Origin of the sequence: Paenibacillus mesotrionivorans, from assembly GCF_046098205.1 — a bacterium.
GTDB lineage: Bacteria > Bacillota > Bacilli > Paenibacillales > NBRC-103111 > Paenibacillus_AR > Paenibacillus_AR mesotrionivorans.
Genome location: NZ_JBJURJ010000001.1, coordinates 1 through 13,056 on the forward strand (window position 1 = coordinate 1; position 13,056 = coordinate 13,056).

General features: G+C 54.7%; 14 protein-coding genes. 3 read left to right on the top strand and 11 right to left on the bottom strand.

Annotation, left to right across the window (positions count from 1 at the left end; all coding sequences use genetic code 11):
- Window positions 1–58 precede the first annotated feature (58 nt).
- Genes ACI1P1_RS00005 through ACI1P1_RS00015 form a run of 3 tightly spaced genes read right to left on the bottom strand, consistent with a single transcriptional unit; the run spans window position 59 to window position 2,784 of the window.
- Window positions 59–1,429, bottom strand: a complete 1,371-nt coding sequence (locus tag ACI1P1_RS00005) for a PASTA domain-containing protein (RefSeq protein ID WP_416214299.1) — start codon at window positions 1,427–1,429, stop codon at window positions 59–61.
- A 48-nt stretch (window positions 1,430–1,477) separates the two neighbouring features.
- Window positions 1,478–2,143 carry a non-canonical purine NTP pyrophosphatase gene (locus ACI1P1_RS00010; protein ID WP_416214300.1) on the bottom strand — a complete coding sequence of 222 codons (666 nt, stop codon included), beginning with the start codon at window positions 2,141–2,143 and terminating at the stop codon, window positions 1,478–1,480.
- On the bottom strand, window positions 2,140–2,784 hold the full coding sequence (locus tag ACI1P1_RS00015) for an NUDIX hydrolase (RefSeq protein ID WP_416214301.1): 645 nt from the start codon (window positions 2,782–2,784) through the stop codon (window positions 2,140–2,142). The genes ACI1P1_RS00010 and ACI1P1_RS00015 overlap by 4 nt, the downstream gene beginning before the upstream one ends.
- 186 nt (window positions 2,785–2,970) lie before the next feature.
- Here ACI1P1_RS00015 and ACI1P1_RS00020 point away from each other — a divergent pair, with 186 nt between their 5' ends.
- Entirely contained in the window at window positions 2,971–3,915 is a 945-nt protein-coding gene (locus ACI1P1_RS00020; protein WP_416214302.1) for an aldo/keto reductase family protein, read from the top strand.
- A gap of 436 nt (window positions 3,916–4,351) precedes the next feature.
- Here the strand turns inward: ACI1P1_RS00020 and ACI1P1_RS00025 are convergent, their stop codons facing one another.
- The 4 genes from ACI1P1_RS00025 to nirB form a co-directional block, all read right to left on the bottom strand.
- A complete protein-coding gene (locus ACI1P1_RS00025; protein ID WP_416214303.1) occupies window positions 4,352–4,864 on the bottom strand; it encodes a GyrI-like domain-containing protein in 513 nt (170 codons plus the stop codon).
- A 118-nt stretch (window positions 4,865–4,982) separates the two neighbouring features.
- Window positions 4,983–5,777, bottom strand: coding sequence for a formate/nitrite transporter family protein (locus ACI1P1_RS00030; protein ID WP_416214304.1), 795 nt, complete (start codon window positions 5,775–5,777; stop codon window positions 4,983–4,985).
- A 15-nt stretch (window positions 5,778–5,792) separates the two neighbouring features.
- Window positions 5,793–6,119 (bottom strand): nitrite reductase small subunit NirD, encoded by a 327-nt coding sequence (gene nirD, locus ACI1P1_RS00035; RefSeq protein ID WP_416214305.1) that lies wholly within the window; start codon window positions 6,117–6,119, stop codon window positions 5,793–5,795.
- A 30-nt stretch (window positions 6,120–6,149) separates the two neighbouring features.
- The gene (gene nirB / locus ACI1P1_RS00040) at window positions 6,150–8,603 is read right to left on the bottom strand and encodes a nitrite reductase large subunit NirB (RefSeq protein WP_416214306.1); all 2,454 of its coding nucleotides are present in this window, start codon (window positions 8,601–8,603) and stop codon (window positions 6,150–6,152) included.
- A 313-nt stretch (window positions 8,604–8,916) separates the two neighbouring features.
- On the opposite strand from nirB, the gene ACI1P1_RS00045 reads away from it, so the two are divergent.
- On the top strand, window positions 8,917–9,483 hold the full coding sequence (locus ACI1P1_RS00045; RefSeq protein WP_416214307.1) for a maltose acetyltransferase domain-containing protein: 567 nt from the start codon (window positions 8,917–8,919) through the stop codon (window positions 9,481–9,483).
- Window positions 9,484–9,559: 76 nt separating this feature from the next.
- On the opposite strand, the gene ACI1P1_RS00050 is transcribed toward ACI1P1_RS00045, so the two are convergent.
- Together ACI1P1_RS00050 and ACI1P1_RS00055 are read right to left on the bottom strand one after the other, a co-directional pair.
- Window positions 9,560–9,979 (bottom strand): HIT family protein, encoded by a 420-nt coding sequence (locus tag ACI1P1_RS00050; RefSeq protein ID WP_416214308.1) that lies wholly within the window; start codon window positions 9,977–9,979, stop codon window positions 9,560–9,562.
- A gap of 297 nt (window positions 9,980–10,276) precedes the next feature.
- Window positions 10,277–10,897 carry a GNAT family N-acetyltransferase gene (locus ACI1P1_RS00055; protein ID WP_416214309.1) on the bottom strand — a complete coding sequence of 207 codons (621 nt, stop codon included), beginning with the start codon at window positions 10,895–10,897 and terminating at the stop codon, window positions 10,277–10,279.
- A gap of 100 nt (window positions 10,898–10,997) precedes the next feature.
- Here ACI1P1_RS00055 and ACI1P1_RS00060 point away from each other — a divergent pair, with 100 nt between their 5' ends.
- Entirely contained in the window at window positions 10,998–11,240 is a 243-nt protein-coding gene (locus ACI1P1_RS00060; protein ID WP_416214310.1) for a hypothetical protein, read from the top strand.
- Window positions 11,241–11,303: 63 nt separating this feature from the next.
- On the opposite strand, the gene ACI1P1_RS00065 is transcribed toward ACI1P1_RS00060, so the two are convergent.
- Together ACI1P1_RS00065 and ACI1P1_RS00070 are read right to left on the bottom strand one after the other, a co-directional pair.
- A complete protein-coding gene (locus tag ACI1P1_RS00065) occupies window positions 11,304–12,629 on the bottom strand; it encodes a 4Fe-4S binding protein (RefSeq protein ID WP_416214311.1) in 1,326 nt (441 codons plus the stop codon).
- Window positions 12,622–13,008, bottom strand: coding sequence for a hypothetical protein (locus ACI1P1_RS00070; protein WP_416214312.1), 387 nt, complete (start codon window positions 13,006–13,008; stop codon window positions 12,622–12,624). The genes ACI1P1_RS00065 and ACI1P1_RS00070 overlap by 8 nt, the downstream gene beginning before the upstream one ends.
- Window positions 13,009–13,056: the final 48 nt, after the last annotated feature.

Genomic DNA, 13,056 nt, shown 5'->3' on the forward strand with positions numbered 1-13,056 from the left:
CGGTAACCCTCCAGTCGAATCCATATTTTAGTTTACATAATATTTATTATGTTGCTTATTATTGTGGTTTCCCTTTACTGACCCAAAACACAACTTTATCTCCTTTAACGGCCGGTGTTCCCGCAGCGGGCTCCTGGCGGAGTACAGTGTTTTGGGCCGCATCTCCGTTTTCCAAGAGATACTCATAACGCATACCTGCTTTTAGGGCTGCCTGGGAGGCTTCCTCCAGAGTTTTGCCGGTTAGAGCCGGGACAGTGGTTTGCTCGGACTGGCCGGCTGCCGTAGACGGATTCGCCCCCGATGCCGTACTAGGCGACAGGGATACCCGCGGTGAAGCTGACGGAGTGGCGGAGGCTGCCCCTGCCGGAGGTTTGGCCGAGGAGGCCGTTCCTTTGCCGGGAGAACCGTTGGCAGAGGCGGAAGCTCCCCCGCTTCCTGCTGCCGGAGCAGTGGTTGCCGTGGGGGCAGGCGCTTCAGCCGAGGGTGGCCGGGTCACAAACCAGACTCCAAATACACCCAGAAAGCCGATAAGCATCACAATGCCGCTGAAAATAAGCCAGGGCCGCAGCCGGGATGAAGGAGAAACCTCCTCCTCTTCTTCATCCTCAGTTGGAGCAGCCGGAGCCGTATACTGCCGGACAGGCTCTTTTGCGGGCTTAGCAGGCTCCTCCGCCTTTTTCCTGCTGCGGTTGTGGGTTGCTGCGGCTCCGACACCAGCCTGCTCCGCAGCAACGTTCTTCTCCTGCCGGGGAGTTAACAGCCGCTCCAGTCCCTCCTCTATCTGGCGCAGTGTGCAAGACGGCAAAAATGCCGAGCTGGCCCAATCCGCAGCTGCCTGGGAAGTGCCCCCCGGCAAACCATCCAAACGATGGCTTATAGCCTGCTGGAACTCCCGCATGGATGCAGGCCCTTCGGTGCCTCCGGTGCACAGCTGGTACAATAAAGTGGCAAACCCGTACACATCCCGTTCTTTTTCCGGTGCGGCCAGCCAATATTGAATGATCTGGAGTCTGCCCGTATGATCCAGCCACAGATTATCTGCGGTGATCGCAAAATCCGGCAGCCTTTCCCGTTTCGCCTCACGGATAGCGGGAATCAGCTCCTTGAGCCGCTCCAGTATGTCCCGGCTGTTCCAGCCCAGAGCATGAATCCGGTCGGATAGCCGGAAGCCTTCCTTTTTGGCCAATACAGCATAAACCTCGGTTCCGGTAACCGATACATCGAGTATGTGCATAAACCGGTTATGGGAATAACGGGCTGCCGCCCCCAAACGACGCAGCAGCTCCTCCTTCTCGACATCGCTTAGCACAACCGTCCGCCACAGAAGCACCTCGCGGCCCAGCTTCGGGTCACGTGCAGCGGCCAGCCATCCGTCGGCGGCTTTGCTCCATGGTTCGGATAGTTGATAACGGTCAGCAAAAAATTGCATGATGATTCCTCCTTCTCCTTACACTCTTACTATATTCGGGAGAAGGCTTCATTTTCCGGCTTGTTCAAGCTTTCTTGGAATATTCTGCAGACCGGAAAGACTGCTGGCGAAAAATTGCCGGAAAGCCGCACTGATCTCCTCTTCAAACACGCTGTTATGCTCATCCTGCATATCCATGTAATAGTTTCCCGTTGCAATCTCCACGGATATGGAATCCAGGGGGAAGCCGACATCCCGGGCCGGGTGCGGCGTGTCCACCAACAGAAAAGCGGACCCCGCCAGATCATCCCCGTCATACTCGATGAGGTGCGTTTCGTCCCATACCAGACAAATGGCATTCCGGTAACGCGCCTTGACCGCACCTCCGTGTGCTTTGGCCAAGTCCGCATAATGCCGGATCATCTCTTCGTCGGTCAGCACCCGGCCGTTAACCCGGCGGACATGCACCCCCGGCTGCTCTTCTTGGGGCAGACCATCAATATATAAGCCCGAATCACACGAAAAAACCGGCTGCCCCAGTGCACGGTAATACGCCAGCGCCTTGATCCGCGCATTCTCCAACGGCTCCCTGCCGCTTTCATCCACCTCAGGGAGAAGTGTATCTGCCGCCGCGGCCGCCTCCTTCAATCCGTCCAGCTCCAGCGGCATTCCCCGGAGCATCTCCTTCATGGTTTTCAGCTTGGCGGGATTCCCCGTTCCATAGATGAGCTTCATCGGTTCCTCCCCCGGGTCAACTGCCCGATCCCTGCCAACAGCTTATCGTAATAGCTTTGCGAATTGGGAGTCATATCCTCCAAGGTAATCCGCCGTCCGACTTTCTGCGGGGAATGCCCCCATTCATCGTATATGATGCCGTGTGCGGATGCGGATTCCGCATTCCCCCGGACCAGGGCCTCCCATTCCTCGACGGGAACAGCCAAAAGACCGGATACCTCCTCCGGCTGCAGCTTATACGCCTCCAAAGGCAGGGCGCAGGCATACAGGTGGATATAGGAGAATTCCCGGTCAATCCATCCGTCAGGCAAAAAGGTTTCATCTGCGGATACACTTGCAAAGAACAGCTCCGAATAAGGAACGCCGATCCCCAGCTCCTCCTCCAGTTCCCGCACCCCATCCTCCACTTGCTCACCGGCCAGCAGGTGTCCTGCGCTGGATACATCCAAAAGCCCGGGATACGTGTCTTTGTCCTTATGCCGTAATTGAAGCAGAATTTCCCAGCCGGAGCTTCCCTTGCGAAGCACCCAACAGTGAAAGGTCCGGTGCCACATCCCTTGTTCATGGGCTTCTCTGCGGCTTGCCATTCCAATAGGGTTCATATGTTCATCGAAAATATCAAAACATTCATCCTGTGCCATGGGACAAGTTTCACCTCTTGCCCATTTTAGCATGTCCCCTTGCGGGCTTCCACTCCTCAGATAAGAAGCATACACCCATCACTTACCTCAACGTAACCTAGTTATAATCATTTCAGTACTTTTAAAATGGGGACAAGTGGGCTAGGATGGAAGAGTATGCCGATCACTATGAAGGAGGAATGTTCCGTGCAATACCGCAAACTGGGCAAAACCGGATTAAAGGTAAGCGAGATCAGTCTGGGCAGCTGGCTGACCTACGGAGGCTATGTGGAGAAGGAAAATGCGGTGCAGTCCATCCATAAAGCCTATGAGCTGGGAATCAATTTTTTCGATACGGCCAATGCGTATGAACGTGGAGAAGCGGAAAAGGTTGTAGGTGATGCGCTCCGCACTTATAGAAGAGAAAGCTACGTTCTGGCGACCAAGGTGTTCTGGCCGATGGGCGACAGCCCCAATGACCGCGGCCTGTCCCGCAAGCATGTGTTTGAGCAGCTGCATGCCAGCCTCCGTCGTCTGGGCACGGATTATGTGGATGTTTACTACTGCCACCGCTTCGACCCGGAAACCCCGGTGGAGGAAACCCTCCGCACCATCGACGATCTGGTGACCCAGGGCAAAATCCTGTATGCAGGCGTCAGTGAATGGACCGCCGTTCAGATGGCCGAGGCGCTGGCTGTAGCGGACAAGTACCTGTTGGACCGCATTGTGGTGAACCAGCCGGTATACAACATGTTCAACCGGTATATTGAAAAGGATATTATTCCACTGGGCGAGTCCAAGGGAATCGGCCAGGTGGTATTCTCGCCGCTGGCGCAAGGCCTGTTAAGCGGCAAGTACACCTCCCTGTCGGATATTCCCGCAGACAGCCGGGCTGCTAAGCTGGAGAACATGCGCAAGGGGCTGACCGAGGAGAAAATCACCAAGGTTGTGGAGCTTACCGCTATTGCCAAGGAGCTGAACATTACCGTGGCGCAGCTGGCGCTGGCCTGGATTTTGCGGCAGCCTAACGTAGCGAGTGCTCTGGTAGGAGCCAGCCGTCCGCAGCAGGTGGTAGAAAACGCGGCTGCCTCCGGCATCACTCTGGCACCGGAGATTCTGGAGAAAATCGAGAGCATTCTGGCCGCCAATTAATGAAGCCGGCCTGTTCCCCACGGATTTGACAATTGATAGTGCGCCATCTCTTTGGGTAACGGACCCAGGCTCCGCTATTTCAAGCAAAAACGGCGTTTTATCATCTTAACGGACTGACGCTCCGCTAAATGGCCAAAAACGACTCCTTAAGGCTGCCGGATGCATCAATATGGTCTTCTGTGTCCGCGAAGCATAACATAAGCCGGCTATTGGTATTAATAACGTCTCCTCAGTCCGTTAACACACCCGATTACCCGGTTAAAGTTAGACCTTCTGCAAATTAAAAAGCCTGTTCAGCCATCAAAGGCCGGACAGGCTTTTCTGTTCCAAAAAGAGCATTTATCAGCTGCTGCTTCCCAACGTAAGGCCGGCCAATACGTGATCTTACCCACATAATCAAGCGCTTACACAAATCTATTTAATGTAGTTAACCAAACTATTTAATGGCATAAAGAATATCGAAATCAAAAGCTTCGATACTCTCCGCCGGCATTTCGAACGGGTTCACAGGCTTCAACCGGTTGGCTTCCACGGTCCATGCACCCTCGGAATTGTCGATGGTACAGCCCTGACGGATGGCCCATTCCCGCAATTCCCCGTACATCCGGTACATCTCCTCCTTGCCTCCCACACACGGCGCAGCCGCATAACGCCGGGAGGGAATTGTCACCTGCTCTACCTGCGCCGGCAGGTCCTCGAAGCTTTTCACCTGCACGCCTACCCACAGGGTATGGTTGTCTCCATTGCCCTGCCCTTCCAGGCCCCACTGCGGATAAATAACATATCCGATGGAGTCGTTGACAATCAGGGATTTGTGATCCGCTAGCGCGGCCTGAAGCTCCTGCCATGCCCGTCTCACGTCCTTGCCCAACTGAAAATCCGCAAACGTCCCCTCAGCCCTGAGCACCGCCAATTGCAACTGATCCTTTGCTACAACAGTCGCTTCCATTTTATCCCTCCTTTTTTTCTCCTCTATTATGATCCTTTCCCAGGTGCGCCGTCAAGAAAACTCCCTTTTCTTTATTATGGAAAAAAAGCCCTTCCACAGTCGGAAGAGCTTGTGCCGGTTAAGCATCCAGTTTTTTGGATCCGATGCGGACAGGGGTGATGAACCAGTACATCATCCCCAGGAAAACGATGCCGCCCACCATATTTCCCAGTGTGACAGGAACCATATTATGGAACCAGCCGGCCAGGGATACGGTTTCCGGATGGGGCAGGACCAGAGCCAGCCCCAGCACCGTCATATTGGCAATGCTGTGCTCGTAGCCGGAGGCGATGAAGCCGAAGAGCATCCACCAGATCAGGATCAGCTTGGCTGAATCGCTTTTCGCCCGCATGGAGGTCCAGATGGCCAGGCAGACGAACCAGTTACAGAGAATGCCGCGGAAGAAAGCCTGCCAGAAGGGAATCGCCATTTTTTTGGCGGCCGTAGCCATCAGCAAATGATCCGCTTTGATGCCATTGAACAGCCCGGAGCCCTTGACCAGCATCACCAGCACCATCGCCCCGATCAGATTGCCCAGGAAGCACCAGAGCCAGTTCTTCCAGGTATCCCGCCAGCGGGTGGCCCCTGTCAGCGAGCTTAGAGTGAAGATCATATTATTCCCGGTAAACAGCTCCGCGCCTGCAAAAATAACCAGGGTCAACGCTACGCCGAAGCTGGCGCCCATCACCAATGAGGTAACGGGGGATTTGATGGCAAAAAGCGGCGCCCCTACGGAGAAAATCAGAATGATACCAAGTCCCACATAGGCGCCGGCCAGACCCGCGGCAATCAGATACCGCAGCAGGCTTTCATCCATTAGCTTTTTGCGCTTTAAAGCCGAATCCACTACCGTTTCAATCGATTCACGGTACATACGCGCTGCCCCCTTTTATCGGCTGTCCATTCCGATGCTGACTTTGCCCGCTTCCACCAACACGGGATAGACCTTCACTTGGCCGTTATCGGGAGCCTGCACTTCCCCTGTCAACAGGCTGATCTTCCAATCATACAGCGGATCATACAGATACTCGCCGCTGACCATACCTTCGCTGATAATCCCGCCCTTACGGTGAGGGCTGCGGTTCTCCAGCGCCACGATCCGTCCGTCTGTCAGACGGAACACGACAATTTCCTCTTCGCCTGCTTGCACCCGGACTCCGATCCGGCTGGGAAACCGCTCCACGGGGCCGATTTCCACATACGTCATCTCTGCCATATCTCTTCTCCCCTTTGTTCAAAATCGATCTTACGACTGGTGTACAGCCACATTCTCATACAGAGATTGCTGCAGGCCGCTGTCGGTGCGCACCTTCATCCAGGGGTCCTCCACCTGGGCAAGGGCCAGCTCCACCCGCTCCACAAGAGTTTGACGGGAATCAAGGTTATCTACAACGGCTTCGCGGATAACGTCGAGACCAATCCGTTCCACCCATTCGCTGGTCCGTTCACCGAACTTGCCGGTTTCCCGGTAATACTGGATGTACGCGCCGCAAATGGCTACCAGCTCTTCATCGGTTTTGACCTTGCAGAGAAGATCGGCTCCCCTCAGCTTAATGCCCCCGTTGCCGCCGACGAAGATATCCCAACCCCCGTCATTGCCTACTACGCCGAAATCCTTGGTCCCGGATTCCGCACAGTTACGGGGACAGCCGTTAACCGCCATCTTGAACTTGGCCGGCATCCACAGCCGTTCGAATTTCTTCTCCAGCTCGATGCCTACCCCGATGGAATCCTGGGTGCCGAAGCGGCAGAAGCGGTTGCCGACGCAGGTTTTTACAGTACGCAGTGACTTGGCGTAGCCGTAACCGGAAGGCATATCCAGCTCCTCCCATACCTTCGGTAGGTCCTCCTTCTTCACACCCAGCAGGTCCAAACGCTGGCCGCCGGTTACCTTGACCATCTTCACATCATATTTCTCTGCCACTTGGGCGATTTTCTTCAGCTCCGAAGGGCTGGTTACACCTCCATACATCCGCGGGATCACACTGAAGGTGCCGTCCTTCTGGATATTGGCGTGAAGCCGTTCATTGACAAACCGGGATTCCCGTTCGTCCTCGTACTCCTCCGGCCAGATCATGCCCAGGTAGTAATTCAAGGCCGGCCGGCACTTGGAGCAGCCTTCCGGCTCATGCCATTCCAACACGTTCATGACTTCACGGACAGAATGCAGACCTTTTTCCCGGATAGCCGCTACGATTTCTTCCCGGCTCTTATCAGTGCAGCCGCAGATACCTGCCTTAGCAGGGGCGCCTGCTGCGTAATCGGCTCCCAACGCGGAGGCCAAAAGCGCCTCTACCATCGGCTTGCAGCCGCCGCAGGAACGGGTAGCTCCCGTATGCTGCTTGATTTCGTCCACGCTGGCCCAGCCATCGTTCTTGATACCGTTCAAAATCACGCCTTTGGTTACGCCGCTGCACCCGCAGACAATATCGCTGTCAGCCATGGCATCTACCGCGCTGGTTTTGCTGCCGCCGCCACAGCAGCCGCCGCCTCCCATCAAGGCTTGGTGGATGTCCTCTGTCATCTCCGCCTGCTCGGCAGTCCAGCGGGCCAGACGCACAGACTCAGCCACATCACCGAACAGCACTCCGCCGACAACGGCATTACCCCGAAGAAGGATTTTCTTGTAGATTTTTTTCCAGGGATCATGAACAGTCAAGGCAGTCAGGCCGGGCGCATCCAGGAATTCACCGGCAGAGAATACATCCACACCGGATACCTTCAGTTTCGTGGAAACGGTGGAACCGGTATACGGAGAAGGTTCCATTCCGCAGAGCAGCTTAGCTAATACGGCTCCTTGCTCATAAAGCGGAGCCACCAGTCCATAGCACATGCCGCGGTGCTCGTTGCATTCTCCTACGGCATAGATGCCTTCAAACTCAGTACGCATATAATCGTCGACCAGAATGCCGCGGTTCACGGGAATGCCGCTGGCTTGGGCCAACTCGGCATTGGGCTTGATCCCGGCAGCCATCACGACGAAATCCGTCTCCAGCACACTGCCGTCAGCGAAGCGGATTCCGGTTACACGGCTGTCTCCCAGCAGCTCCGAGGTTTGCGCCTGCATGAAGAAGGATAAACCTTGGGCTTCCATCTCGGACTTCAGCATTCCTGCGGAAACCGGGTCCAGCTGGCGTTCCATCAGCCGGTCCATGAGGTGGATGACGGAAACCTCCATGCCCAGCTCCTTCAAGCCGCGAGCTGCCTCCAGACCCAACAAACCGCCTCCGATTACAGCCGCTTTGCGGTACGACTTGGCTGCCTGCATCATGTCCTCGCAATCCTGGATGCTGCGGAAGCCTACAACCCCTTCCTTGTCCGCACCCGGCACCGGAAGAATAAACGGCTTGGAGCCGGTAGCAAGAATCAGCTTGTCATATTCCACAGCCTCTCCGTTATCCAGCCGCACCAGCTTGGCAGCAGTATCGATGTGCTCAGCCTTGGTGCCGGTGAACAGGCGGATCCGGTTCTCCGCATACCACTCGATCGGGTTAAGAATAATATCCGGCAGGGCTTTGCTGCCCTCCAGCACATAGGAAAGCTGGATCCGGTTATAATTGGGATGAGGCTCTTCGCCGATCACGGTGATCTCATACTGCTGTGGCTGGAGCTTGAGAATTTGTTCAATCACGTTCATGCCGGCCATTCCGTTGCCGACGAGAACCAGTTTTTCTTTACGGAGATTATTATTTGCAGTCATGGTTAGGCTCCTCTCCATTTTTCCCGAAGCTTTTTTTGAACCGGCGGTTAATTACGTGAATTTGTTCACATACCTGCCTGCAAGCTTCTTTGGATCATCTATTGGTTAATCAGATTATAATAAATCCAAATAAAAAAATCGGTAACCGTTGTTACCGATTTTCCAAGCTATTTGATGAAAATATATTTTGGGGGAAATATAATTTTTTAAGAGAACGCACAAATCGGTGAAATCGCCTTTCCCTTCCGAGGAATCTGCCGGTTCTTGTGGTAAAATAGAAGCTGTTAAACACTTCACGGAAGGGAACATCCATATGTCCGTCAAAACCGAAAAACAAAAGATGCTCGCCGGAGAGCTTTATAATGCGGCCGATCCAGTGCTGACCCAGGACAGGCTCCAAGCACGGAGGCTGACCCGGCTGTTCAACCAGACCCTCGAATCCGAAACCAGACAACGGAAGGCATTGCTCAAGGATCTGCTGGGCTCCACAGGCAGCCAGATTTATATTGAGCCCGACTTCCGGTGTGATTACGGCTACAATATTCATGTAGGCGAGAATTTCTACGCCAACTTCGATTGTGTGTTCCTGGACGTTTGCGAAATCCGCATCGGGGACAACTGCCTGCTTGGACCCAGTGTCCATATTTACACCGCGGGCCATCCCCTGCAGGCGGACCTCCGCAATACTGGCGCCGAATTCGGCAAACCCGTCGCCATCGGCAGCAATGTTTGGATCGGCGGCCGCGTAGTGATTAACCCCGGCATTACCATCGGCAACAACGTGGTGATTGCCTCCGGTTCGGTGGTTACCAAGGATGTCCCGGACAACGTCGTGATCGGCGGCAATCCGGCGAGGGTGATCAAACAAGTAGACGAATAAGGTCCCGTTGACCTGCCACCAACACAGAAGAGCCCCGAGGGATTCCCCGAGGCTCTTTTTGGCTTTGTGCCGCCGCTTACAGATGCTTCTTGATTTCGCTGATCAGGCCGGCATATTCTTCATCCGACAGATAGGTTTGAGCCGGATTCATGACAAAGGTAGTCCCCCACTGCTCGCCGCCCTCATACTTGGGGACGATGTGGAAGTGGACATGGGGCATGGTGTCGCCATAGGCGCCATAATTCACCTTGCCGGGATTGAAGGCTTGCTGCACCGCGTTTGCGGCTTTGGCCACATCGGCTACCAGGCTATTGCGGGTATCCTCCGGCAGCTCGAAGATTTCACGGGCGTGACCGTTCAAGGCCACCAGTACACGGCCGCGGTAGGTTTGCTCGCGGAACAGGTACAGTGTGGAAACAGACAGCTGTCCGATTTCGATCATCAGCTTGTCCAGGCGTTCGTCATGGTTGCAATACATACATTCGGGATGGGACATAGTAGGTATTTCCTCCTTAGCACACGTTTGCAATGCTCCTTCAATATTACCGCTGCACCTTACAGATGTCATGATTCAATTGGTACGAATTTGTTACAAGTTTAGACGATGGACAGGATCCTGACTAGCCAGATTCAGACTAACGGCGGCCAGAGACGCTATTTCCGGAAAAACTCGGGGTAAGACGGTTCATTTGCCCGACTAAGAGCACCTGCTTCCGTTAGAAATCCGGCATCCTGATTTGGGTCGGAATAGAGGCTCCTGCATCCGTTAGAGTCCCCGCCCCCCGTGAACCTGCTAAACCTGTTTCACCATCCGGTCATACCGGTGCCCGGCGACCATAAGGGCGTCCTGCGGTGCATATCCTAAACGCTCATATAGTTTCCGCGCGCCTCCATTATGCTCCTCCACCAGAAGGCTGAGCTTTCCCCATCCCGCCTGTGCGGCCAATCTGCCGAATTCCTCCAGCAGCAGCGTTCCCAGACCCTGCCCACGGAAATCCGGATGGACCGCCAGACTGTCCAGGTAATACTCGTCCGATCCGGCTTCGCAGACGATGGCTGCAGCCGATTTGCCGCTGGCCTCCAGCCTGGCCTTCAGCGGCCTGTCCAGCACCTCCGCTCTGCTGCCATGGTAAGCCAGCATAAAAGCAGCCACCCGCCCCTCTTTCTCCAGCACGGTAACATTCTCATAACTAAGCCGGTTCCCTTCACGGCAGTAGAATTCCTCCAACACTGCCATGGCTTCCCCCGGGCTCTCCTCGCCCGTCAGACTGTAGGCGATGTCGCCGATAGCGTCCATCATCAGGGGCAGAACTCCGGCGGCATCCTCTTTTCTCGCATTGCGCAGCACGATTCTCCGCTCCTTTTTCCCATTCTTGTCCAATTCCATCATGACATGACGGCAGCTGGAACGCAAATCCGGGTCACCTTGAGGCTACCGCCTGCATAGGCTATAGTGCCATTGCCGTCAGCCCTGACGGGGCAAACCGGCTATTAATCTAGGGAGGAATCCGTCTATGCCTTGGCAGATGAAAGCGGCGTCGCTTGTGGGGAGTCCGGTAGGTGTATCCATGCAAAACGGGACCGGAACCAGCGGAATCTTGTGCGGAATTGAAAACGGAGAGCTGCTGCTGATGGAATATTTGTATCATACCCAGTTTGCCTTAAAGCATTATCCGGTGTTTACCATTGCCGATGTGAATCCGTTCCCCACATGTGTACCTGCTCGGTATGAATACAGCTACTACGAGGGAATTTGACGTTTACTCTAAAGGATTAGCCCAAAACGGCAGCTTCCCCAATTGGAGGAGCCGCCGTTTTTCTTATACCCGGTGCATCATAGGCAAAGAGAACAAATAGATATTGATAGCAGCCAAAAGCAGCATCAGGGCGTAATAAGGCAGCAGCTTGCGCCAGGAAGCTCTCCCTCCGATCCGGTAAACCGCATAGACGGAACCGGCCAGGCCCAGCACAACCACCAGATATTGCAGCAGCTGCACAACTCCAGTAGAGGCAAACGCCAAATCCCCGCTCATGGGATATCCGAACAGACCGGTGGTATTAAACCAGACGGCCTTGCCCTCGGTAAAAGCGTGAAACAGGTTATGGGCAAGGTGACCTGCCAAATCCAGCGGAATAATGGCATAGCCGAAGCGGATAAAATTTTTCATCACCGCATCCTTCGGTTGGCTGCTCCCTGCGGTAAGCCGCGCCGCCAACCATAATAGACCGATGGGTATCAGCATGGAGCAGATAAAGGCCACCGTAAAATTCACATTATAATTGGCAGTGCCGGTTACCTTCCCGATGACGCCGAGGATTTGCTGCCAGATCTCCAGCATGGTGATGTTCTGAACGAAAACGATGCCCATGATGACTGCTGCCAGAAAGGCGTGCTCCATTCTAGGCTTCCCAATCCCCCATAGCTCCGAGGTGGGTTTGCGCAGGAAGATGCGGACGGAATCATTAGGGCAGGATTTGACGCAATTGCCGCACAGGTTGCAGTCGGCGCTGTTGTCCATGGTTTTCACAAACTCAAACATAGGACAGCCCTCCGCCTTTTCGTTGCCCCTGTAGCAGGACTGGGTTTTGCAGCCTTTACATATTTCCGGTGTTCCCCGTAGGGCTAACATACCGGAGCGGGAATAATTGCCGGCCAGCCCGCCCAAAAAGCATAAGGTCTTGCAGAAGGTCCGCCGCTCATAAAAAACCGACGTCCCCACCACCATAGTGGTCAGCAGCAGAAGCAGATACCCCGAACCCCGGGGTGACTCCACGATCCCCCAGATATGGTCGGACCATGTGATCAGAATAAAGAAAAAGTCGATGAACCAGATACCGTATTTCTTTAAAAAACGGGGCATGGGCCGTTCTGCGCCAACCGCCTTACGAACCAGGTCACTAAGCTTGCCGAAGGGGCAAACAGCGCACCAGAACCTTCCCAGAACCAGGAACAATACGGGAATGGCCGGCCACCACAGCACCCAGGTCATAGAGGTGCCGAAGTTGCGGCTGGGGTTAACAGTTCCCGCCACTAGCTCCACCACAATCACGGCAAACACCAGCATGGCTGCCCATTGGAACAAACCGGGATACCACCGGCTCTGGATGAATCGCTTCAGGGATGAAAATTGCAGCAGATTATTCATGTTGCTGCCCCTCCATCCGCTCCGGTTTGGGCCCGAATTTGTTCCAGGCGCCGATAATGAAAAAAGCGCCGTTCAACGCGGCGAAGCTGCCCAGCACCCGTACATTGGCGGGGGTCTCCACAAGATCCGCTTCGTTGCCGTGGCTATGGCTCCCTGATGCGGAGGTTTCATTGTGTTCCGAAGCGGAGTCATCTGAAGACTTGGCTTTCATGTGGCTTCCGTGGGAATCCGTATCATGCCCCATATCATGGCTCTCTCCGCCTTGCCCGCTGCCGTGCTCTGTGTGGTCTACGACACCCGACGTCCCGTCAGCCAACGCAGCTCCGGCCATAAGCAGCATACCTGCAATGGTCATAATCACAGTTTTTTTCATCAACATAACATGTCCTCCCGTACCATGCGCATTCGTCCTTGCCGGTGTGTTACA